Annotated in this window: 22 protein-coding genes, 1 tRNA gene and 1 pseudogene; 14 read left to right on the plus strand and 10 right to left on the minus strand. The window is 60.0% G+C overall.

Features of this window, described 5'->3' with window-relative positions:
* Positions 1–45 precede the first annotated feature (45 nt).
* A complete protein-coding gene (locus ABFC66_RS06885; protein WP_346740202.1) occupies positions 46–990 on the minus strand; it encodes a cation diffusion facilitator family transporter in 945 nt (314 codons plus the stop codon).
* Positions 990–1,343, minus strand: coding sequence for a metalloregulator ArsR/SmtB family transcription factor (locus tag ABFC66_RS06890; protein WP_346740203.1), 354 nt, complete (start codon positions 1,341–1,343; stop codon positions 990–992). Before ABFC66_RS06890 ends, ABFC66_RS06885 begins: the two co-directional genes overlap by 1 nt.
* Positions 1,344–1,444: 101 nt before the next feature.
* Between ABFC66_RS06890 and purT the strand changes: the two genes are divergently transcribed.
* The 8 genes from purT (at position 1,445) to ABFC66_RS06930 (ending at position 10,302) form a co-directional block, all read left to right on the plus strand.
* Positions 1,445–2,641, plus strand: a complete 1,197-nt coding sequence (gene purT / locus ABFC66_RS06895; protein WP_346740204.1) for a formate-dependent phosphoribosylglycinamide formyltransferase — start codon at positions 1,445–1,447, stop codon at positions 2,639–2,641.
* 113 nt (positions 2,642–2,754) lie between these two features.
* Positions 2,755–3,720, plus strand: coding sequence for a LysR family transcriptional regulator (locus ABFC66_RS06900; protein ID WP_346740205.1), 966 nt, complete (start codon positions 2,755–2,757; stop codon positions 3,718–3,720).
* A 488-nt stretch (positions 3,721–4,208) separates the two neighbouring features.
* The gene (locus ABFC66_RS06905; RefSeq protein WP_346740206.1) at positions 4,209–5,249 is read left to right on the plus strand and encodes a rod shape-determining protein; all 1,041 of its coding nucleotides are present in this window, start codon (positions 4,209–4,211) and stop codon (positions 5,247–5,249) included.
* Between the two features lie 53 nt (positions 5,250–5,302).
* On the plus strand, positions 5,303–6,478 hold the full coding sequence (locus ABFC66_RS06910) for a rod shape-determining protein MreC (RefSeq protein ID WP_346740207.1): 1,176 nt from the start codon (positions 5,303–5,305) through the stop codon (positions 6,476–6,478).
* Positions 6,478–7,011, plus strand: coding sequence for a rod shape-determining protein MreD (mreD, locus tag ABFC66_RS06915; RefSeq protein WP_346740208.1), 534 nt, complete (start codon positions 6,478–6,480; stop codon positions 7,009–7,011). The genes ABFC66_RS06910 and mreD overlap by 1 nt, the downstream gene beginning before the upstream one ends.
* Before the next feature lie 20 nt (positions 7,012–7,031).
* A complete protein-coding gene (gene mrdA, locus ABFC66_RS06920; RefSeq protein ID WP_346740209.1) occupies positions 7,032–8,909 on the plus strand; it encodes a penicillin-binding protein 2 in 1,878 nt (625 codons plus the stop codon).
* A complete protein-coding gene (gene rodA, locus ABFC66_RS06925; RefSeq protein WP_346740210.1) occupies positions 8,909–10,057 on the plus strand; it encodes a rod shape-determining protein RodA in 1,149 nt (382 codons plus the stop codon). Before mrdA ends, rodA begins: the two co-directional genes overlap by 1 nt.
* A 169-nt stretch (positions 10,058–10,226) precedes the next feature.
* Positions 10,227–10,302, plus strand: a tRNA-Lys gene (locus ABFC66_RS06930).
* Between the two features lie 66 nt (positions 10,303–10,368).
* On the opposite strand, the gene ABFC66_RS06935 is transcribed toward ABFC66_RS06930, so the two are convergent.
* From ABFC66_RS06935 to ABFC66_RS06970, 8 genes and pseudogenes are all read right to left on the minus strand, one after another.
* Positions 10,369–11,490: a tyrosine-type recombinase/integrase gene (locus tag ABFC66_RS06935; RefSeq protein WP_346740211.1), complete on the minus strand. Its 1,122-nt coding sequence runs from the start codon at positions 11,488–11,490 to the stop codon at positions 10,369–10,371.
* Between the two features lie 323 nt (positions 11,491–11,813).
* Complete coding sequence (locus ABFC66_RS06940; protein ID WP_346740212.1) at positions 11,814–12,374, minus strand: hypothetical protein; 561 nt, start codon at positions 12,372–12,374, stop codon at positions 11,814–11,816.
* A 131-nt stretch (positions 12,375–12,505) separates the two neighbouring features.
* Positions 12,506–13,756, minus strand: a complete 1,251-nt coding sequence (locus ABFC66_RS06945; protein ID WP_346740213.1) for a hypothetical protein — start codon at positions 13,754–13,756, stop codon at positions 12,506–12,508.
* Position 13,757: 1 nt separating this feature from the next.
* On the minus strand, positions 13,758–15,359 hold the full coding sequence (locus ABFC66_RS06950) for an AAA family ATPase (protein WP_346740214.1): 1,602 nt from the start codon (positions 15,357–15,359) through the stop codon (positions 13,758–13,760).
* A complete protein-coding gene (locus ABFC66_RS06955; RefSeq protein WP_346740215.1) occupies positions 15,356–16,396 on the minus strand; it encodes a site-specific DNA-methyltransferase in 1,041 nt (346 codons plus the stop codon). The genes ABFC66_RS06950 and ABFC66_RS06955 overlap by 4 nt, the downstream gene beginning before the upstream one ends.
* Positions 16,397–16,672: 276 nt before the next feature.
* Positions 16,673–17,110: pseudogene (locus tag ABFC66_RS06960) on the minus strand (IS3 family transposase); the annotation flags it as partial.
* A gap of 5 nt (positions 17,111–17,115) precedes the next feature.
* Positions 17,116–18,054, minus strand: coding sequence for an AAA family ATPase (locus tag ABFC66_RS06965; RefSeq protein WP_346740238.1), 939 nt, complete (start codon positions 18,052–18,054; stop codon positions 17,116–17,118).
* A 43-nt stretch (positions 18,055–18,097) separates the two neighbouring features.
* Positions 18,098–19,006 carry a PD-(D/E)XK nuclease-like domain-containing protein gene (locus ABFC66_RS06970; protein ID WP_346740216.1) on the minus strand — a complete coding sequence of 303 codons (909 nt, stop codon included), beginning with the start codon at positions 19,004–19,006 and terminating at the stop codon, positions 18,098–18,100.
* A 731-nt stretch (positions 19,007–19,737) separates the two neighbouring features.
* On the opposite strand from ABFC66_RS06970, the gene ABFC66_RS06975 reads away from it, so the two are divergent.
* From ABFC66_RS06975 to ABFC66_RS07000, 6 genes are all read left to right on the plus strand, one after another.
* On the plus strand, positions 19,738–20,112 hold the full coding sequence (locus ABFC66_RS06975) for a hypothetical protein (RefSeq protein ID WP_346740217.1): 375 nt from the start codon (positions 19,738–19,740) through the stop codon (positions 20,110–20,112).
* Between the two features lie 162 nt (positions 20,113–20,274).
* Entirely contained in the window at positions 20,275–20,637 is a 363-nt protein-coding gene (locus ABFC66_RS06980; protein ID WP_346740218.1) for a hypothetical protein, read from the plus strand.
* Positions 20,630–21,265: a hypothetical protein gene (locus ABFC66_RS06985; RefSeq protein ID WP_346740219.1), complete on the plus strand. Its 636-nt coding sequence runs from the start codon at positions 20,630–20,632 to the stop codon at positions 21,263–21,265. The genes ABFC66_RS06980 and ABFC66_RS06985 overlap by 8 nt, the downstream gene beginning before the upstream one ends.
* 82 nt (positions 21,266–21,347) lie before the next feature.
* A complete protein-coding gene (locus ABFC66_RS06990; RefSeq protein ID WP_346740221.1) occupies positions 21,348–21,689 on the plus strand; it encodes a hypothetical protein in 342 nt (113 codons plus the stop codon).
* Position 21,690: 1 nt separating this feature from the next.
* Positions 21,691–22,461: a sigma-70 family RNA polymerase sigma factor gene (locus ABFC66_RS06995; protein WP_346740222.1), complete on the plus strand. Its 771-nt coding sequence runs from the start codon at positions 21,691–21,693 to the stop codon at positions 22,459–22,461.
* Positions 22,458–22,862: a hypothetical protein gene (locus ABFC66_RS07000; RefSeq protein ID WP_346740223.1), complete on the plus strand. Its 405-nt coding sequence runs from the start codon at positions 22,458–22,460 to the stop codon at positions 22,860–22,862. Before ABFC66_RS06995 ends, ABFC66_RS07000 begins: the two co-directional genes overlap by 4 nt.
* Positions 22,863–22,978: the final 116 nt, after the last annotated feature.

Genomic DNA, 22,978 nt, shown 5'->3' on the forward strand with positions numbered 1-22,978 from the left:
CGGTGGTAGCGGTCACCCGGTATGGGGTACCCGGCGGTGAGGCCATCAATGATGCCCGTCATGCCCGCTATCGGCACATTCGCCGCGCTCCAGCTGCACCGTCGCATGGCCGATGCCGAATTCGGAGCTGAGCCGCGCCTTGATGCCGGACAGCGCCGCGTGACCGTCGGCGCCATCCTTCAGATGCGCATGGAGTGTGACGAGCGACTGGGTGGGCGTCAGCGACCAGACATGGACGTGATGCACATCGTCGACGCCCTCGACGTTCCTCGCGAGGTCGGCCGCGATCTCGTCGGGATCGAGATGATGCGGCGTTCCCTCCATCAGGATATGCGCGGAATCCCGCGTCACCTTCCATGCGCTGCGAAGGATGAGCACCGCGACGAGCACGGAGAGCATGGGGTCCACGGGCATGAAGCCGGTGAAGAGAATGACGATGGCGGCAATGATCGCGGCGACGGAGCCGAGAAGGTCGCCGAGCACATGAAGCGCGGCGCCTTTGAGGTTGAGGCTGTCGCCCGCGCCATGAAGCATCAGGAAGGACAGGACGTTTACGATGAGGCCGCCAATGGCGACCACAAGCATGGGTGCGCCCAGAACTTCGGACGGCTGCATGAGGCGCATGGCTGCCTCGACGATGATCCATGCGGAAAGCGCCAGCATGACCACGCCGTTGAGGAAGGCCGCGAGGATTTCCGCGCGGTGCCAGCCATAGCTGCGCGCATCGTCCGCCGGCCGCCGCGCGAGGCGCACCGCGATCCATGCAAGCGCCAGCGCGCCTGTGTCGGTGAGCATGTGGCCCGCATCGGCGATGAGGGCGAGCGAGCCCGAGATGAAGCCGCCCGCCGCCTCGACGATCATGAAGCCGCCGGTGAGCCATAGCGCGACGAGCACGCGGCGTTCATTGCCCGCGCCGTGTTCGTGGGCATGTTCATGGTGATGCCCATGATCATGATGAGGCCCGTGATCGTGGTGATGCGCGGCGGACATTATTCGGGCTCCTCGTTCACATGGGCGACCATGTCGGCGATGACGTGACGCACATGAGCATCGTGAATGCGATAGAAGATCTGCTTGCCGCGCCGTTCGGCCGTGACGAGGCGCGCAGCGCGCAGAAGCCTCAGATGGTGGCTGACGAGGGAAGGGGAGAGGCCGAGCTTTTCGGCCATGTGCCCGACCGATTGCGGTCCCTCCAGCGTCTCCACGACGATCCTGAGCCTGCTTGGATCGCCAAGCAGGCGGAACATCTCGGCAAGCTCCGTCGCCTTGTCGTCGGAAAGCGAAAGCTCGGCTGTCGTCAGGCTGTGCGGGTGCATATCAATCACATATGAACAGGTGTTCATATGTAGCATCGGGGTGGTGGCGGATCAAGTCGAGTCGTATGGCCGCCCGCCTTGTGCTACATCGCCGCCATTCGTCTTCAAGCCTCATCGGGGGACCATCCATGCGTATCGGCACACCGCTCACCAAAGGCGCGACGCGGGTCATGCTTCTGGGCTCCGGCGAGCTTGGCAAGGAGGTGGCGATCGAGCTTCAGCGCTATGGCGCGGAGGTGATCGCCGTCGACCGCTATGAGAATGCCCCCGCACAGCAGGTCGCGCACCGCTCCTATGTGATCGCGATGACCGACGCGGCGGCCTTGCGCGCGCTGGTCGAGAAGGAGCGCCCGCATCTCATCGTTCCCGAGATCGAGGCCATCGCCACCGACGAGTTGGCGAAGATCGAGGCGGAAGGGTTGGCGGAAGTGATTCCCACCGCCCGCGCCGCGCAGCTCACCATGAACCGCGAAGGCATTCGCCGCCTCGCCGCCGAAGAGCTTGGACTGCCGACCTCGCCCTATGCCTTCGCCGCCAGCGTCGAGGAGTTGAAGGCGGGCGCGGCAAAAGTCGGCTTTCCCTGTTTTGTGAAGCCGGTCATGTCGTCATCCGGCAAGGGGCAGAGTTATGTCGAGAATACCGAGGGCGTTCAGGCGGCCTGGGATTATGCGATGGCGGGGGGGCGCGTCGAGCGCCAGCTCGTCATCGTCGAGGGACGCATCGACTTCGACTATGAGATCACGCAGCTCACCGTTCGCGCGCTGGGCGCATCGGGCGCGATCGAAACGCATTTCTGCGAGCCGGTCGGCCATGTGCAGGTGAAGGGCGATTATGTCGAAAGCTGGCAACCGCAGGCCATGAGCGCGAAGGCGCTCGCCCGCGCCCGCGAAATCGCCGGGAAGGTGACGGAGGCGCTGGGCGGACGCGGCATTTTTGGCGTCGAACTCTTCGTGAAGGGGGACGATGTCTGGTTCTCCGAAGTGAGCCCGCGCCCGCACGATACGGGTCTCGTCACGCTGGTCAGCCAGTACCAGAGCGAGTTCGCGCTGCATGCCCGCGCGATCCTCGGCCTGCCGGTTTCGACAGAGCTTCTGTCGCCGGGGGCGTCCGCCGTCATTTATGGCGGCATGGACGAGCAGGGCATTGCCTTCGAAGGGCTCGATCAGGCGCTTGCCGTGCCGGGCGCCGAAGTCCGCCTCTTCGGCAAGCCCGAATCCTTCCTGCGCCGCCGCATGGGCGTGGCGCTGGCGCGTGGCGCGGATACCGCCGAAGCGCGGGCGCGGGCTAAGGAAGCTGCTTCGCGGGTGAAGCCGATCAAGGGTTAGGCCCCCTTTCTTTTGCAAATTCGCAGCATAATTTTTGTCATGCTGCATTTATTCCATGTTCAAAGCCCGATACTCTCATTCAGGCAAGGGCGCTTTGCGCCAAAGCAGGTAGGATGAGCATGGATTGGGACGATCTCCGCTACTTCCTGGCAGTCGCGGGTGCGGGGAGCCTCTCGGGCGCCGCGCAGCAGCTCGGCGTCAATACGACCACGGTTCTGCGCCGCGTCGCCTCGCTCGAGGATGATCTGGGCGCCAGGCTCTTCGAACGCGAGCGCACCGGCTACCGGCTGACGGCGGCGGGCGAAAAGCTCGTGGAGGCGCTGGAGCCCGTGGACAGGCGGCTTTCCGCCCTGCCGAGGGACTTCGCCGCGTCGGGCTCCGGCGGCGAGGGGGCGGTACGGCTCGCGGCAAGCGAGGTGCTGGCGGCAGCCCTCATCGCCCCGGAATTGCCGGCCTTCCGCAGCGCCCATCCCGGCCTTGAACTTGAACTTGTGGATGACCCGCGGGGTGCAAGTCTCGGTAATGCCCCGCGTATCGGCAATCCGCTGCGCGATGTGGATGTCGCGCTCAGGGCCGCCCGGCCAACCCAGGGCGACATGCTTATGCGAAAAGTCGGGGACATGGCTTATGGGCTCTATGCCTCGACCGCTTACCTTGCGGAAAGGGGCAGGCCGGAGCAGATGTCGGACCTTGCCGGGCACGACATCATCGGATTTCCGCGCGGAGAGACGCCATTGGGTCCAGTTTGGTGGATGTCGCGCGCCGAGAAATCTTCCAGTGTTACATTCCGTTCGTCGAGCGCCGCCGCGCGCGCGGAAGCTGCGCGCAGAAATCTTGGGCTGACGGCCTTGCCATGCCTCATCGCCGACAGGGATGCGACGCTCGTCCGGGTGTTCGGGCCAGACCTTCTGGGCGCTCTCGAATTATGGCTCATGGCGCGTAACGATCTCGCCCAGCTCGCCCATGTCAGGGCGGTTATGGAGTTCCTTGTCGAGGTGGTGAAGCGCCATCGCGCGCAACTCGATGGACGTTCGCACGAGATCACCGAATTCGCTCTCAAGCCTCTGAAAAGCCCCTAAAATAAGGTGTTTTTCGTTGCGCCTCTGTCGTCTTTCGGCGTACAAACCTCAAGCTGTCGCGCGCGCCCGGGACGGAATCGCCGCTCTCGACGATTCGCTGCGGCAGCCCAAAGCTGACAGGATGCGATGCGCTTTCGCGGGGTGGACGACGGTCCGGCCGGCACCAGCAAACAAGTGACGAGGCGGGCAGGAAGAATGACCCGAAGGGTGGGAGTGAGCGGAATGGCGGGAGTGGACGGTACTGTCCTCCGCGTTCATGCGTCGCGCCCGGCCTGCACGGCGCCCCGGTTTGTTCGCATACGGATGAATAATGGGGACGATCTTCCCGGATATTGAGATAGCCTTGCTGACCGGCTTCCGGCGCGGTGGCGGGCGGCGGGCGGCGGTGCGTTAACTGAAAAGCCACCGCGATTGACGACACTTTCAACCGTCGACGGAACTCAAGACTGCGACCTCCGGCGACCTACCTTTAAAGGACAAAGATAGACATGCTTTCCGGTCTGCTCGGCATGTTCTCCGCTGATATGGCAATCGACCTCGGCACGGCGAACACCCTCGTCTATGTCAAGGGGCGAGGCATCGTGCTCAATGAGCCCTCGGTCGTGGCCATCATCGAGAAGGGTGGAAAGAAGCAGGTCCTTGCCGTCGGCGAGGAGGCCAAGCAGATGCTCGGCCGCACCCCCGGCAACATTCAGGCGATCCGGCCGATGCGCGATGGCGTCATCGCCGACTTCGAAGTCGCCGAAGAGATGATCAAGCATTTCATCCGCAAGGTTCACAACCGGCGCTCCTTCGCCAATCCGCAGATCATCGTCTGCGTGCCGTCGGGTTCGACGGCGGTCGAGCGTCGCGCCATTCAGGAATCGGCGCTCTCCGCCGGCGCCCGCCGCGTCTATCTGATCGAGGAGCCGATGGCGGCCGCGATCGGCGCAGGCCTTCCCGTGACCGAGCCGACGGGCTCCATGGTCGTCGATATCGGCGGCGGCACGACGGAAGTTGCCGTGCTCTCGCTGGGCGGCATCGTCTATGCGCGCTCCGTGCGCGTGGGCGGCGACAAGATGGACGAGGCGATCATCGCCTATATCCGCCGTCACCATAACCTTCTGGTTGGCGAGGCTTCAGCCGAACGCATCAAGAAGGAAGTCGGCTCCGCCGCCATTCCTGCGGATGGCGACGGCATGACCATCGAGATCAAGGGCCGCGACCTGATGAACGGCGTTCCGAAGGAAATCCGCATCGGCCAGCGCCAGATCGCCGAGAGCCTTGCCGAACCTGTCGGCGCCATCGTCGAGGCGGTCAAAGTTGCCCTTGAAGCGACTCCGCCGGAACTTGCCGCCGACATCGTGGACAAGGGCATCGTGCTCACGGGCGGCGGCGCGCTGCTTGCCAATCTCGATCAGGTGCTGCGGGATGAGACGGGCTTGCCTGTCTCGATCGCCGACGACGCGCTTTCCTGCGTTGCGCTTGGCACGGGCAAGGCTCTTGAGCACATCAAGACGATGAAGCACGTTCTTTCATCGGTATACTGAGTTCAGACGAAAGTTCCGCATATGCGGGCTGATGGGGCAGCGGAAGCAAGAACTTGGCGATAGATCCTAACCGGTCATCAGTTCCGATCCGTGAAATCTCCAACAGGATTTCGCTCGTCTTCATGCTGACGCTGGCGGCTGCGTTGCTGCTTCTCGGCCGGGCGGAAACCTACGTCTTCGATCGGGCGCGCCAGGTCGTCACCGATCTGACGGCGCCGCTTCTCGAAATCGCCTCGCGGCCCGTCGCCGCCGCCCGCCGTGTCGTCGAACGCACCGACGAATACGCCTATGTCTTCGACGAGAACGAGCGGCTGCGCGCCGAAAATGCGCGTCTCCTCGCCTGGAAGGAGGCCGCGCTGAAGCTCGAGTCGAAGCTCGCCCGTTATGAGGCGCTGCTCAATGTCCAGATTGATCCCCAGATCAGATATGTGAGCGGCCGCGTCGTCAGCGACAATGGCGGCCCCTTCGTCGATACCGTCATCGTCAATGTTGGCCGCGAAGCCGGTGTGAAGAGCGGCGACGGCGTCATCGACACGGACGGGCTCGTTGGACGCATCGTTGCGACTGGTGAAAAGGCGAGCCGCGTTCTGCTGCTCACCGACCTGAACAGCCGCATCCCCGTTGTGGTCGAGCCAGCGCATTACAAGGCGATCCTTGCCGGCGACAACACCGATTGGCCGAAACTCGAATATCTCGCTTCCACAGGCAGCGTGTCGCCGGGCGACCGCGTCGTGACATCCGGCGATGGCGGGCTGCTTCCGCCGGGAATTCCGGTCGGCCTCGTCATCCAGACGAGTGACGGCTTCCTGCGCGTGCAGGCATTCGCCGACCGTGACCGGCTCGATTTTGTCCGTGTCCTGAAATACGAATTCCCGAGCGAGGTGGACCGGCAAGACCCGCCTTCAATACTGCTTGGCCCGCCGGTCCAGCCAAAGCCCGTCGAGCGCGTGAAGCCCGCCGCTACCATTCCCGGCGCGCCGAAGCCCGCGACGCCGCCTCTTGCCGACGCGACGCCCGCCCCGGCGAAGCCGGTCAAGCCCGCACAGGTTGCGCCGAAGGCCGAGAAGAAACTCGCGCCCGCTCAGGCTCCAGCTTCCGCAGCTGCCCCTGCCGCGGCGCCTGGCCCCGCGACAATGCAGCCGGTGCCCGACGCGGCGGAGGAAGTGCCGCCGCCGCCTGAGGAAGAAGATGTGGTGCCGGGCGCGCAAGACACGCCGGGGACCGAGTGATGGCGAAGCTCGAATCCTATACGCCCACACCGGCGGCCCGCGCGGGCCGCATCGTGCTGACCGTGCTGCCCTTCATCATGGGGCTTGTCTGCGTGCTGTTGTCCTTTGTGCCGGTGGGCCGCATTTTCGGCACCTCGGTCATGCCCGCATTCGGGTTGATGGCGATCTATTACTGGGCGGTCGTTCGATCCGAAATGTTCCCGGTCTATGCGGTCTTTCTGGTGGGGCTGCTGTCCGATCTTCTTTCGGGCGGCCCCATCGGGCTCTGGGCCTTCGCTTATGTGCTTACCTACATCGTCGTGCTGACGCAGCGCTTTCTTGCGGTGAATGCGCCGTTCTCCGTTTTCTGGCTCGGCTTTCTGATGACCGCGATTTTCGCGGGCTTCGTCGGCTGGGCCGCAGCTTCGCTTTTCTACAGCGCCTTTCTCCCGATCGGGCCGGTGGTCTGGCATCTTTTCGTGACGGTGGCGCTGTTTCCGCTCTTCGCGTGGATATTCGGGCTCATTGAGCGCCGCATCCTTCCTTCGAGCTAGAGAAGGAGCGGGAACGAGACATGCAGATCGACGGCAGAGACAGTTCTCGGTACGAGACCTTCACGCGGCGCACCCTGGTGCTCGGCGGCGCGCAAGCGGCCGCGTTCGTCGTTCTGGCCGGCCGGATGTACTATCTGCAGGTTCTCAAGTCCGACGAATACAGGATGCTCGCGGAAGAGAACCGCATCAACGTCCGTCTGCTGGCGCCGCTGCGCGGCCGCATCGTCGACCGCTATGGAAGCGTTCTCGCCTCCAACCGGCAGAATTACCGCGCCGTTCTCGTCGCCGAGCAGACGCCGGATATCGCCGAGACGCTGGACAAGCTGTCGCGCATCGTCGCGATCACGCCCTTCGACCGGAAGAAGATCATGCGTGATCTCGCCCGCTCGCCGCGCTTCATGCCGGTGACGGTGGCCGAAGACCTGACCTGGGAACAATTCGCGCAGGTGAATTTCAACGAGCCGGATCTTGCCGGCGTTCAGCCTGATGTCGGCGAGACGCGCTATTATCCCTATGCGATGGAACTCGCCCATGTCGTCGGCTATGTCGGCCCTGTTTCCGACAAGGAGATGGATGCAGCCGATGATGAGCAGCCCCTGCTCAAGCTTCCGGGTTTCCGTATCGGCAAGAGCGGTATCGAAAAGACCTACGATCAGGAACTGCGCGGCGTCGCGGGCGCGACGCATGTCGAGGTCAACGCCTATGGCCGCGTGATCCGCGAACTCTCGAAGGATCAGGGCAAGCCCGGTTCGGAAATCGTGCTGACGCTCGACATGGAGATCCAGAAATTCGCCTGCGACCGGCTCAAGGAAGAATCCGCCAGCGCCGTCGTCATGGATATTCACAACGGCGACATTCTTTCCTTCGTTTCGACGCCGGCTTTCGATCCGAATGAATTCAACATGGGGCTCAGTCAGGACCAGTGGAAAATGCTGGTCGACAATCCCTACAAGCCGCTGACCAACAAGGCGCTCGCCGGTCTTTATCCGCCGGGTTCCACGTTCAAGACGATCACGGCGATTGCCGCTCTCGAGGCTGGCATCGATCCGAACCATACCGTCGGCTGCAACGGCAAATATGCGCTGGGCAACCACCTCTTCCATTGCTGGAAGAAGGAGGGGCATGGGGCCATGAACATGCATGACGGCATCAAGCATTCCTGCGACGTCTATTTCTACGATGTCGCCAAGCGCATCGGTATCGACGCGATCTCCAAGGTCGCGTCGCGCTTCGGGCTGGGCGAGACTTACGATCTCGAAATTCCCGGCGAGAAGAAGGGGATCGTGCCGACTCGCGACTGGAAGCGGGCGACGACAGGCGTGAGCTGGCAGCAGGGCGAAACGCTGATCACCGGAATCGGGCAGGGCTTCCTTCTGACCACGCCGCTGCAACTCGCGGTCATGGCGTCACGGCTGGCGAATGGCGGATATGCCGTGAAGCCGCGCCTCACGCGCGCCATTGGCGGTCAGCTCGTGCAGGTGCCGGAGGCGCCCCGGATGGATGTCGACCCCGAACATCTGAAGATCGTGCAGGGCGGCATGAACGGCGTGTCGAATGAGCCGGGGGGCACGGCCTACCGCGCCCGCATCGCCGAGGTGGGCATGGAGCTTGCGGGCAAGACGGGATCGGCGCAGGTGCGCCGCATCAGCATGGCGGAACGCGATTCTGGCGTGCGCAAGAACGATACGCTCGAATGGCGCCTGCGCGACCACGCGCTCTTCATCTGTTTCGCGCCGGTCGCGGAGCCCAAATATGCCATGGCGCTCGTGATCGAGCATGGCGGCTCGGGTTCGGGTGCGGCTGCGCCCGCCGCGCGCGACATCATGCTTGAAGTTCAGAAGCGAAATATGGCCAAGCCGCAGGCCTATGTGCCGCGCCGCGATGTGGAGGAGGCGTGATGCTGGACCTGCGTCGTTTTACCGGCCGCGAAATGCGCATCGGCGACAAGCTGATGGAGTTCAACTGGGGCTTCCTGCTGTTGCTCACGGTCATCTCGTCGATGGGCTTCGCCATGCTTTATTCCGTGGCGGATGGCAGCTTTTCCCCCTGGGCCTTGAAGCAGATGATTCGCTTCGTCCTGGGCGCCGGCATCATGATCGTCGTGGCGCTGGTCGACCTGCGCCTCTGGATGCGCATTGCCTATCCGCTTTATGCGGTAGCGCTGGTGCTCGTGACCGCCGTGGACATCGTCGGCTTCAAAGGCATGGGCGCGCAGCGCTGGCTCAATCTCGGCATCATCCAGTTGCAGCCGTCGGAGGTCATGAAGGTCGCCATTCTTCTGGCGTTGGCGCGCTATTTCCACGGGCTGACGCTTGAGGAGGTTTCGCGCCTCAAGAACCTGATGGTTCCGTTGCTCATCGTCGTCGTGCCTGTTGGCCTGGTGGTGAAACAGCCGGATCTCGGCACGGCGATTCTGCTGACGGTCTCTGGCGGCGTTCTTTTCTTCGCGGCGGGGCTGGCGTGGCGGTATTTCATTCTGGGCGGTGTTGCCGTTCTCGCCGCCATTCCGATCGTATGGGACCGCCTGCACGACTATCAGCGCAACCGTGTCTTCACCTTCCTCGATCCCGAGCGGGATCCACTTGGCGCGGGCTATCACATTCTGCAATCGAAGATTGCGCTCGGTTCGGGCGGCGTCTTCGGCAAGGGCTTCATGGCCGGCACACAGGCGCATCTGAACTTCCTGCCGGAAAAGCAGACCGACTTCATTTTCACCATGCTGTGCGAGGAGCTGGGCTTCGTCGGCGGGCTGACCTTGCTCGCCTTCTACGCCGTGGTACTGATCTATTCCTTCAGCGTGGCGGTGCAGTGCCGCAACCAGTTCGGCAGGCTTCTGGCCCTGGGCATCTCGGTTTCGTTCTTTTTCTATGTGTTCATCAACTCGGCGATGGTCATGGGCCTGCTGCCGGTCGTCGGCGTGCCGTTGCCGCTCGTTTCCTATGGCGGCACGGCCATGCTTTCGCTGATGTTCGCCTTCGGGCTGCTCATGAGCGTCTATATCCATCGCAACCTTGAAATTGCTCGCGGCAACAACGCCTTCTGGTAACCGGATCGGGTTTTTCGGCCTGCGTGGAAATGGCCGGAATGCCGCAAAAAATAGTTCGCACAGGTTGCTGGACAGACCCTCCGAGCTTTGCTATTAGCAGCGCTCTCAGACGGATTTGGTGGTCCCTGAGACCCGCGGCCGATACTGCTCCGCAGTTCAGGCCTTCGGCGGGCGCATAGCTCAGTTGGTAGAGCAGCTGACTCTTAATCAGCGGGTCCGTGGTTCGAGTCCACGTGCGCCCACCAAAAAACCAAATAAAATCAGTGTTTTATAGACGCGGAGAGAGTCCATTTGGACTCGATCCCGAGAAGTCATTTGGACTTTTTTGCATTTTCCGCGCGCCAGGCGTCGCGTTTCTTCAGTGCGTTGCGCGCTTTTTCGGCTGTAGCGCGCGAGTATCGAGTCAGCATCGAGCGCGTGAGATGACCGCTCATAGACATCATTTCGTCATCGCTTGCGCCCGCCGCACCGAGATGCGTTAGAGATGTCCTACGCATGTCAGAAAGTCGCAAGGAATCTGGAAGCCCTGCAGCGCGCATTATATCGCGCGCAGCGTGCGTCAGATGCGACGCGCCCCAGGCTCGGCCGGTCGTCTCGCATGGAGCCAGTGGCTTCCCAGGCGCCCGCACGAGGCCTTCGAGCTCGATAACCAGTGCATCACTCGCCGGGAGCTGCATACGCGTCCCGGTTTTCGTCTGCTCGAAGACGAAGAGGCCGTCAGCGTAAATGTCCCAGCTCAATGCGCGGACATCGACCAGGCGCTGCGCGAGCTCATATGCGAGACGCATCAGAAGCCCGATAGAAGGCTTCCCGGCAGCATTAGCGGAGTCGATGAATGCCTGCATTTCCGCTGCAGTCCACACGACCTGGCGAGCAGGGAGCTCTTTCAGCGATGGCTTCGAGAACGGATTTTGTTTCACAAGCTTCCACCTGATCCCGAGCCCGAACGCGCGGCGGGCGACACGGATCATCGCATTTGCATATGCAAGCCCATGCTTTTTCCGCAGCAGTTCATAGAGCGAATCGACATGGCGATGCTCGAGCTTCGCGGCCGGCATGTCGCCGAATCGCGCGCCGTTCTTCAAAACAGTGTCTTCGAGCGCGCGCATGCATTTGCGATAATCGCCCTGCGTTTTTTCCGCTCTGTCGGTGAAATAAGCGCTGCGCTGATACCGGTCGAAGAGGTCGGCGATGCTGCCAGGCTTTTTCCTGTCATGCTTCAACTCTTCGCCGCGGCGCGTTGCGGCGCGCCACTCGTCGACTATGCGATTAAGCTCTTCAGCCTTAGCGACGGCGCGGCCTAGGTCATCCCCGAGCGGTTGTCGCTCGACAATGCCGGCCGCCCGAAGGTCAGATTTCGGGTTGTAATAATATGCGGTCCTGCCGCCGGCGCACAGACGGCTTTCTAGGTAGCGGACTTTCAGAGCTCGCATCAGAATGCTTCATCGAACGGGTTTTCGTCGATCGATCGATCTGTCAGCCCCCGCTGGCTGTCAACCCACTTTATCACCGATGCAGCGGAATAGCGCTTGATAAGCGGATGGAGCTTCGGGAAACCGATTCGCTCGAGTGCCCGGCGGTTCGCATAGAACCAACTGCGCGAGCGACCGAGCGCGCGAGCTGCTGATGTTGTGTCTATGAAAAGCGTCTCCATTCAAGGCATGTGAATAAATTTCAAGCGCAGTCAATAGAAAAGGCTGCGGTGAGATCTACGGCCTCAAAACATGGTTAAAAAGAAGTTAACACGCGTTCTGATTCACTTCCTCGGCGAGCACGTCGATGAACTTGCGGGCCGCGATGATCGGCTTCTGCGCCTTCTTTTTTCGCTCGCGCGAAGCTCTTCTTTCGATGGGACCATGACCATCGCCGGCCACAGGGCTACAGAAGCAGCGCCAGCGGCTGATCGGTAGAGAGGCGCTTTCGAGGCTTCGGCGAGTGCTTTCGCTACCTCGATATCGGCGCCGCTGAGCGACTTCGCCAGGGACCAAGTCTCATCATATGCACTGCGAGCGAAAGCCTCTAAAGAGCCAGCAGTGAGCGGCCTGAGCTTGAACTTCTCGCCAGACAGCGCGCCGCCGCGCTTGTTCTCGAAGCCGCGCGCGGCGATCTGAGTGAAGCGCTTCAGAACACGACCGCTATCTCTGCGCATGCCCTGAACGGTCGCGTTCGCGAATGCCGCGGCGCCAGGCTCTTTCACTGAAAGCGAGTGCTCGACCGCGTCGAACAAGCGCTCAACGCGGCGCAGCTGACAGAGCCTAACTTTGATTTCGTCGCCGGCGACGTAGTCTTTTATGAAGCGGCGCCGGAGAACTGACATTCATTTCACTCCTCGTTCTTTTCGCTGGTCAAGACATTGCTCCCGATCGTACCCGACGCAACAACAGCCGCGGAATTTTCATCCGCGGCTGTCATTTTCTTTGTCAGAAGGGCTATATGTGGCCACGAGGTCTAAACCGGCAGCAGCGCGGTGACCTGTTTCACCATTGCGGCGCTTGTAACGTCTAAGTCTCCGCCGATGTCGAGTTGATAGTGGTAGAACTTGGCCCCAGTAGATACGGAGCCCACGTATCTGAGCTCCCCAGGCTTGCCGGCGGCCGCAGGCGAGATCCAAACGCCGACTTTGCAACCGGCAGCAAGCACATGACTGAGGACCTGATAGCGATCTTTCTCTTCGATCTGGGGCTTGTACTTAACCTCGCCCAGGCCGATCACGACTTTATCTTTCCGGAATATCAGGTCAGGCTTCGTCGGGAATTGGTTGTTGTCGAGGAACAGCTTGCCGTGGTGCTTCGGCTTGTTACCGTCGAGCACAGCGATCTTCTTGTCCCGGAGCGCATCGCGGAACGTGTTACGGACGTAGCTTTCGAAGATGTTGTCGAGCGAAAAGAGGAACGAGGGCATCTCGCTGCCCTGAGCGTCGTAGCCGAAGCCGATCTGCGTATAGCCAAGGAGCATGGCGTAAACGGACAGTGCACCGCGATATTGTTCTCTAACCCAACGCGGAGCAGTGTCGGCGAGGGCCTCATCGCCAAAGCGCATCGGCTCTGACACAACCCGATGTAGTGCATTGAGGGCTTCTAGCAGGAGCTTCCTCTCGGCAGTCCACTTCGGGGCTCGAGGCACCAAGCGCAGGAAGGCCAGACATGCAGACTTCAGCACTGCATTGACCGATAAGTGTGCGGAGAAGGTAAAGACGTCACCTGAGATGGTGAGATCGTCACCGCGCGATAGGTGGCGGGATACAGTGCGCCCGAAATCGATCCTCGGCTTGTAGAAGCCGGTGTAGGGCATGCGGTAATAGCCACGTGCCAGGCCGAAATCCATGATGGAACGTAGGTAGTGGCAGAAGCTGCGGGCGAGCAATTGGTGGGGTGCCGAGGCATTCGTGCGCTCATATGATCGCAGCACAGGCAGCACGCGATCGTAGCTCTCGTCCGCAACGGCCAGCATGCGCCACAGGTTTGCCAGCGGAAATTTCGGCCGCAGATTGAGTACGATATCGCTCGTTAATGGCAGGTAGCCAATGAGACCTAGGGTGCGGAGGCTAACGCCGTCTAGGACGTCTTTGAGCTCCACTGCGGCAAGCGTCCGGGTCTCCGGGAGGACGAGAGAATGGCCAGCGTTGTCGAATAAATCCTCGCGCGGGAACACTCGGTTCTCGCGCTCTTCGATGTCGACTATCCGCACCGCGCGAGCCAATTCAGGTCTTTGGGGTCGGCGCCGGGCCTTCGTCGTCGGCGCCGACGTCGTCCTCCTCGTGCTGGGCCGCAGTCAGCAAGGCGGCGATCTCCGCAGCCGTCGCGTCAAATGTGACGCGATCATGCATGTAGGCGCGATTAAGCCCCATCTTCACGCGTCCTAACCAGACTGCCTTCAGGTCGTCGAGTGTCCGCACGCGTAGGAAATTTGTGTGGCCGAAGCCATTGGGCATCGCCCCGTCGATGATCGTGAACATTTGCACGGTGCGATTTACCAAACCAGGCTCAACGTGATTCTCCTCGAGGTGAGCGCGCAGCGCTGTCGCACTCGGCTCCATCTCAATGACCCAAAAGCGCCGTAGCAATGCATCGTCCAGGTCAGTGACCGATCTGTCGTAGGGATTCGCTGTAGCGATGACGATCAGGTTACGCGGAAGCGTGATGTCGTCCTCAGCGTAAGACAGGCGAAACGACTTCTTGCGATACGAGGGCTCCAAGTACGTGAGCACCTCGCCGAAGATCCTAGCCACGTCGCCGCGATTGAGCTCATCGATGACAACCACATAGGTACTGTTGGGGTCGGCCTGAGCTTTTTCGGCGTGCTGCATGAACAAGCGGAAAGCGAGCTTGTAGGTTACCCCAACCTCCTCGCCCTCGTCGTTCTTGATGGCGACTGGTCGAAAGCCCTGCACAAAGTCGTCATAGCCCATCGCAGGATGGAACTGCAGGAACAACTCGCGTTTCGGATCACCACCCGCGAGTTTGATGGCCAGCTGCCGCGCCTTACGGGATTTGCCCGTCCCCGGAGGGCCGGCGAGCAGGAATGAGTAGCTTTCTTTCAACTTGATCGCGGTCGTGATCGAATTGTAGTCCTGATCGTCGTCGGGCAGCAGCGGCAACTCATCGTCATTGTCGTACTCGGGGGCTGCGTCGATGAGCGCATAGAGTTTTGGGGCGAGTTGGGCGAGGAACTCTTCATTGGTGGTTTTGGTAGCGATGGTCGTCGGCCACGGCAACGGAGGGTCCGTCAACTTGAAGCGTCCAAGATATTCCGCTTGGAACTGAGTCAAGCCGAGCACGGTCTTCACAAGATGGTCATAGAGCGCTTGCCACCCATCGATCTCGTCCGGCATGCCGGTGAAAGCGAATAACCAGACCATGAAGTCTTCGAACCGGAACGTGGCCGAGATATCTTCCTCGAACGCGGCTTTGAAGCCGCTTTCCAGCTGGAAGATCGATTTATCCCCCTCGATGAGCCCGCGCTGGGCCCATTCCCGATAGCCACGGCTTGAGGAGATGTTGCCCCAAAACTTAGTGTCTTGCCGAATGATGTAGTCGCCGGCGTAAGGGCCGCTCTTCCAAGTGACGTCCTCGAATCTGGGCCGAAGTAGGTTCCCTCGCTTCATTGGCTCGAGACCAACCAACGCGCCGCCAAAGTACCGATCGACGAGTCGATCGGTGCCAAGTTTCTTCGACAAATCCGTGACAGCAGTCGTATTGACGTCATTTGCGGCGAAGACAAAACCAGTAATCAGCGTGGTGCCGGAGTGCTCCTGCAGCCGCTCAATCGCCGCCTTGATGGTGGGAATGTCAAAATACTTCACGGATCAATCGGCCGCCCCTGGCCTGGCTTACGGAAGTTATTCTTGTTACCGGCCCAAGTGTCCCATAGCGCGGACGGTTTTAGAAGACACTTTTGCACTTCCTTCCATGTGGTTGGTTTATGGCCGTCTGATTGGAGCGTGGTCTCGATGTAATCGACGTAGTCCTCCCCCATTTCGACGCCGACCACGTTGCGGTCGTGTGCCAGAGCGGTGAAGACAGTCGTGCCAGATCCGACGAACGGGTCGAGCACGTGACCGCCGATAGGACTACCGACCTCGATGCACCGTCGCGCCAGCTCGGATGGGAACGCGGCGTTGTGGCCGGCTTGGCGGGTGCGGAGGTTACGTTCAATCGGGATGTTCCAAACGTCCTCCTCAACTAGCTTCGTGCGGTCGAAGGAATAGAAGCGGGACTTCGAGAACATGAAGACGTGTTCGTACTGCCGGTACGGTCGATCACGCGCAGTCGGTTCGACGAAGGCGTTGACGCGGTTCCAAATAATGTCGCTGCGCAGCGTCCACCCGCGTTGCTGCATGGCGAAGGCGACTTTCCACGGCACGCCGATCATCGATTTTTTCGGGATATCCCATCCACTTCGGTCAACAGGACGCAGCTTCGTCCGGGCGAAATTACGCGACGAACTGCGAGGGTCGCTGCCATGGGGCTGGCCGTTGCCGGAATAATATGTGTCACCGATGTTGAGGAAGAAGACACCCTCAGGGTGCAGTGTGCGCTTCACCTCATCAAATACCTTCATCAGCGCATCGATGTAGGCGTCGACACTCTCCTCATGGCCTACCTGGCCATCGTAGCCGTAGTCCCGCACCCAGTAGTAAGGCGGTGACGTCACAGCGACGTTGAACACTTCGTCTGGCAGTTGCTTGAGCATCGTCGCGGAATCGCCAAGAATGACGCCGGCGAACTTGCTATCGGCAGTGACCCAACTCGAATGGTCTAACTGGCTAGATGATTGGAAGGGACCGGTGGTCCTGGTGACTGTTTTCTTCTTCGCCCGCTGAGCGGATTTCGTAGCCATGTCAATGCCCTCTTTGTAGGCGCGTCGCGCCGACGATAGCGACTCCGCAGCGAAAAAACGACGTCTTTCTATTAGCACACAATAAATTAAAAGAGAACAGATCGGGAACAAAATATGGCTGCCGTCTTCAGGCATCCAGCTACCCAGAGGCGTCGCCAAAAGCTACCGGATAACGTCTGCATAGGTGTCACGTCTTGGCGCTAAACGCATTCGTTTACCAGGAAGAAGGAGGCACCTGAGATCGGCAGCCGTACAAGATGTGACCGCGAGTAACGCGCCGCGATCGAAGTGATGCAGCAGCGCATCGGGCTTGCCCCGCCGCCAGATCGCCGTCACCGACGAAGTCATCGACCAACCCACTACCCGGCGAGAGAAGAGGTCGATCACGGCCGCCACATAGAGCCAGCCCTCGGCCGTCCAGATATAGGTGAAGTCCGCCACCCATTTGCGGCTCGGGGCATCGGCCTCGAATTGACGCGCCAGCACATTCGGTGCGATGGCGTTGGTAGATCGCTCGCGCTTGTCCTTGGGGAGAGATCGCCGCCGAGGCCGCGCCCGCAAGGCCTGCTGCCGCATCAACCGTCCGACGCGATACAAGCCGCAAGCGTGCCCGGAGGCCAGCACGTCATGCCAGACGCGCCGGCCTCCGTAGGTCCGGTCACTGGCAAGGAAGCTCGAGGGCACTTCACTGCCCAGCATCTCATCGCTGCGGCTTCGAGTTATTCAACCGCTGCGATGCTTCCGTGTGCAAACGGGTCGTCGAGGTCGGCGGCGTTCTCATTCGCCGCCGGCGTGTCGGCCTCAGCCGCGCGCGCTTTCAGCGCGTCCATGCGCGGCTTGAGCTTGAGCTGCTGCGCTTTCGTAAGCGTGCACCAAAATTCCCTGAGGGCGTCGCTTCCGCGCTCAGCCTCGTCGCCGGCCGTCCTGACCAGGAGCTCGAGCTGTGGATCGCGCGCGATGTCGCCGAGCCACGCCGCGATTGCCCGGCCGGTCTCTTCCGAGATCACGGTATTGCCGGGGAAAGCATGGAGAAGACCTGCCGGGCATTTCGTCATCGACGGGAACCCCTGGCGACCAGGCTCATTCGAGAGCATCGCAGAGGCAGTCATCTCGTAAATGAACGCGCTCTCCGCGACTTCCTTCCAGCCGACGCGAACGACCTCATCGCGGCCGCCGGCGTTCTTGCGCTGCTCATATTCGGGCTTTGCGCGCAAGCAGACGACGACATGCATGCGTGTCCGGAGCAGCTCGCTCATGAAGCGCTTGTGCTCTCGCTTCGGAGCAAGCCACTTCAGAAGGCCCTGAAGCGGCTGGCCGCGCCCGTTGCGCTGCGCGTCGGCCAAATCGATGACTCCGCCGTTGCCTTCCCACTCATGACTTGCGCTGTCGATGACAACCACGTCATAGCCGGCATCCTCGAACGCGCGCAGCGCCTCGATGTAGCGCGCCGGCGAAAACGGAGGCGTGAGGTCGATGACATCGAATACATGGTCGCTCGCATAGATTCCGCTGCGGCCCGATTCTGTGTCGATGAAGCCGATCTTATTTCCAAGGCCGGCTGCGAGGCGCAGTGCCGACTTCGTCTTTCCAGATCCACTTGGACCGGTCAGCGAAATCAAAAGATGAGTATCCTGGCGAGAGGCTCTCCGAATTTCCATTTCTGTCTCCGATCCGTTTGATTTCTGTTCCGCCGCGATCCGATCAATCTGCCGCAAGCACAATTTCGATGTCGCGCTGTGCCCAACCAGGCAGCGCGAGGATGAATGCGGTGTCGCGATCAGGCGTGTTTTCCTGGCGATATCCAGGCCAATCGTTCCGCTCAATGCAGTCAGCGAACATTCGAATCGCCTCACGGTTTTTCGCGCGGCCGGCTGCAACAGCGTCTTCATCGAACGCGGCGACGCTGCAGAGGTACGGCGCGTTCTTGTCCTGAACGACGAACCAGAAATTCTTCGCCTTCTCGCCCGTCACAGCCTCTACCGCGTCGAGATACCACGCCGCCTGCATGTGATAGCCGAGGCCATATGCCTTGCGCGCGAAATCAGACGGGTTTGCTGTGGTCGAGGTCTTCAGATCGACAAGGAAATTGAAGCTCGCCGGCGTCCAGTCGGGGCGCGCTTTAAGCCAAACACCAGTTTCGGCGTCTTTCCAGACGAGAGAAAGTTCAGAAAAACCAGCACCAGAGAACGCTTTACCGGCGATCGGATGAGAAAGAAGCGCAGCGCGCATGAGCTCGAGCTCGTCGGCCGTCTTCTTCAAAAGCGGAATTGTTCCGGCCTCACGCGCTTCATCGCGCGCCGCCTGCGCTTCCTTCTTGCGCCAATCATCTGCATCGATCACCGCAATGGAATCTGCGTATTTTTCGCGCTCGAGATAGAGCAGATGAACCGCGCTGCCGACATCGAAATGCGCTTTTTCTTCGCGCTCGTAATCGGGATTGAGATAGCTGCGCGCATAAAGCATCGCCGGGCATTCATGGACGAGTGCTCGCGCCATCGACGAAGATAGAGACGGCGTCTTCGTGAGCATCCCGTGATAGACGCTGTGCGGGATGTCTGCATACACGCCTTGCTCGATATCTGCGCCGTCTACGTAGGTCCCGATATCCATTTACATTCTCCCTTAAACAAGATCGCGCTCAAATTCGACCGCGATTTTGTTAATCCGCATTTGTTCGTTCGTATGCCAATCAATGAGACATTGACGGCCGTATGGACTCAGAAACGCCCATCGCATGAAAGTCGAAGGCGTCGTTGACTTTCAACCGTCCGAGGAGCGCCATTCTCACCTTCGCACGCATGCGCGCCATAGAGCACACGCGGTATCCCTTCGACGGAGTGAGCGGCAGAAACTCTTTCGAATAGCGCGCAGCATCCATGAGCTTGTCGTTGTGCTCTCCGGGGGGGGGCGCGGCGCGAGCCGGCCTTCGGCGTGCGGATCTTGTGCGTGTAATGCTTGTTCATTTGATCCTCCTGTTGTTCGACGCAACAGGGATATGGGTCCAAAAATTGGCGGCCCGTTTTCGAACCCATATCCAATTCGGACGGCATTCCGCCAGCCTCAGCCGGGCTGCAAGCGCGTCGGCCCCGTCCATTCTCCAGCCGACGCGCAGGCCTTATTGGAATGGGGTGAGGCAATGAAGCTCAATGACAACACGATCACGTCTGCTGTCAGCCGCGCGATGCGCGAGCTATCAGACGAATCTGGATACGCGGATTGAATTTCTGAACTCGATTTTGCGACGATCCGAGATATTGCAGAGATGCATGCGCTCGAGCGCACGCAATATGGAGAGCATTTTCGCGTCCTTAAAATGGAGTTAACGAGAAGAAAGGAGTTGCTTGACGCGTTTGCTTTCCAAAAAACGGACTCTAAATCAAAAATATGAGAAGCGCGGCGCAGTGCCGCCTCCAGAAAGAAGGAAGAGAAAAATGCGGAATGCAAAAACCGAAAAGTTTGAGTTCACCGCCGCCAACAATGGCTCAAGCGGAATCGCGGAAGTGAAGCTCGAGGGCGGCGAAGAGATCGAGCTTTCTATCGGACTCGATCGCGAAAGCATCAGGGCGTGCAACCGCGTGACGGGCGTCGAGTATGATCTCGACTTTTCTCAACCGAGCCTGTCGATCGATTGGTGCCGCTCTCTTTCCCGCGAAGAAGCCGCGCGCGCGGCGGTCGAAAATTGGCTCGAGGTCGAGCGCGAGATGCGCGCCGCCTGAAGAAATCGGAGGGGTCTCCGGCCCCCTCCGACATCATAAAAAAAAATCACTGTCTCGCAAAAAAAGCGCTCTGTCGGTCGACCTTTTAAATTCGGCTCATAGAGAAAAATTAGAAGAGCGGCGCGGTGCCGCATTTCAAAAAGGGAAAGAAGGAAGAGAAAAATGCAGAATCTCAAAAATCGAGTCAAAGAAGCCGTCGATGAGATCGACTTCGCTGAGTATGTCGCTGACAGCTTCGGAGAAGCATTCGACCCGTCTCGCGAGTGGCTCGAAGACTTCATCGAGGGCATCGACGACAGCAAACTTCTCGAAGTCGCGATCGGAGCTTTGCGCAACTCCTTTTCCGGTCATGACTCGTGCTGCGAGTGCGGCGAATTCGCTGAGAGCAAGCTCAGCGAAGAGCAGCGCGCAGAAATTCTCGAGGCCGCGCGCGATGGCTTTGAGCGCTTCAAGATCGAGGCTGCTGAGCGCGAGGCTGAATATGAAGCTGCTCGCGAAGCCGAAGAGGATCTCGAGAATGCCTGACGATGACTCCGGCCGGGGCTTCGGCCCCGGCCCAGGTCCGGAAGTATCAAATTGCGCCGGCGGAAACGGCGCGGAAAACATGGAGAAAGAAATGCAGGAAATCTCTATCAAATCTCGCAGAGAATCTGTTTTTGAGGCTTTTATCTGCGACAGAGATCGCGAGTTTAGGATCGAGATTGAACTTTCCGGATCGCGAAATGCGAGCGCATCGGGAGGTTCGAAGAACGAGTTCGGAAATTTCGGAAGCGATTTCAAGATCGGTCATAAGAGCTTCGATTCCGATCTCGATGAATTCGAAAGGGTCTATAGCGCAGCAAGGGCATGGCTCAATTCTTATGATGAGGCGATCGAGAAGCTCGAAGAAAAGCTTTTCTCAAGTGAGTTCGAGGATTGTCTCGTTGACGAATTTGAAGAGTTCTTCTTCAAAAACTGCCCGGATTTTTTCTCGAAGAAGAGCATCAGTTTCGCTCAGATCTATAACATCGCGATCGGCGCGCTGGATAGATCGCTCTCTGAATCTGACGATGCGGATGCGGATGCAGACGCCCTTCTTTCTCAAGATCAGCGCAGTCGTCTCCTCGAGATCAGCCTTCGGGCTGCGATCGAGGGCATGGAGAGACAAATGTAAAAAGCTAAAAAAAGCGAAGGTCTGTCAGCCGCACCCATTTTCTGAGTGCGGCTTTTTTAATGCGAAAACAGGGAGAAGAGAAATGCCGAACTTCAATAAATACAAGGGTTTTATTGTCCATCGCGATGTAGCCGATCGCTTCATCGATGCAGAAACAGGGATCGAAATCTTCATACGCGCGAATGGCGAGGGCGGATTCGCTTGCACTGCGCGCCGCGCCGATTTTCTGCTTTCTGAACTGAAATTCGAAATTCCGTCCGAGCTCGTCGAGGAGCTCAGCGAGCATGCGATCGGCGTCGCCGCGCTCGTTCTTGCTATTATTCAGGTTCGAAATGTTCGCGAGCAAGAGCGCGATTTTCCGAAGGCTGTCTTCGCTGCTTCAGATGAAGCCGGATCTGCAATCATCATCGGCGGGGAGCTCTGACATGACCAGCCTCGCTCAGGAAATTGTATCCATAGCGGCCTGGCGCCGCGGCGACAGGCACGCCCTGGGCGAGGTTCTCAAGGCTTATGATCCCCTCATCAAAGCCAGGGCGCGCGCCGCGCATCTGAAGAATCCAGACGTGCAGCTTGACGACTTCATTCAGGCTGCGCGCGTCGGCTTCATCATCGCATGCAAGAATTTCGATGAAAGGCGCGGCGCGCGCGTCGCTCGCATCGCAGAGTTCTATATCAAAACCGAGTTTCACGCGCTTCTGATTTCGAAGCGCGTGACAAGCGCAAACAGCTCGCAGCATTTGCGCGCGCTCTTTAATCGCCTTCCGCGCGAAGCCAGGACACGTGGCTTCGATCTATCGAGGCTTTCTGAAGCGCAGGCGGCCGAGATCGCATCATCGTTTCTTTGCTCGCGCGAGCATGTTTCTGCTGTAGCGGCATTCATCAGCTCGCCGAGGACCGTACTTGATGCGCATGACATGCCGACGATCGCGCCGTCTCAGAGCGATGCTCTTGTTGAGAACAGAACGAGAGCAGTCATCGAATCCGCGCTCGAAAGTATTCCCGAGCGCGAGCGGTTGATCGTCGAGTTGAACGTGCTTCGCGACCCGAAAATCAGGCTCGACAAGATCGGCGTGATGGTCGGGCTCACAGAAGAGCGCGCGCGTCAGCTTCGAAACGTCGGTCTCGGTCGCATACGCGCTCACTTCGACGCGCGCGGAATTGAATCTTCGGATCTGTTTTCGGAGGTCGCGGAGTGAGAATAAGGGAGACGAAAGACATCGACCGCGCCGCACAAATCGCGTGCATAAAAGCCTTCCAGCGCGGCAATGTGACTGCGCTTGATCCTGTCGTCAGATCGCACGAGAAGCTCATTCGGGCAACTGCATTGCGCGTCAAGAAGACGAGTCCGAAAGCCGACATTGAGGAGCTAAAAAGCGCCGGACGCATTGGGCTTTGCGACGCTGCCGCGTGCTCTGGCTGCGATAGAGAGATCAGGTTCTCGACATTTGCTGTGCATTACCTGTGCTGTGAGAAGATCTCGTTGGTTCGCAACGATGCGGCGATAATTCTCTTCGTCATGTTCTCACTGTCAGTGGCCGTCTTCTTCAACAGCGGAATTGTTCCGGCCTCACGCGCCTCCGCCAGAGCTGCTTGCTGACATCGCCCCGGCGCCTGAGCTGCAGTTCATCGCGCCGTCCGACGCCGTCGCATCTTCGGCTCTTTCACCGGCCGGCGAGCGCGCGCCGCGGCGCCTGGTTCGCGAGCTGAATGCGC

The organism is Parvibaculum sp. (genome assembly GCF_039680535.1).
Classification (GTDB): Bacteria; Pseudomonadota; Alphaproteobacteria; order Parvibaculales; family Parvibaculaceae; genus Parvibaculum.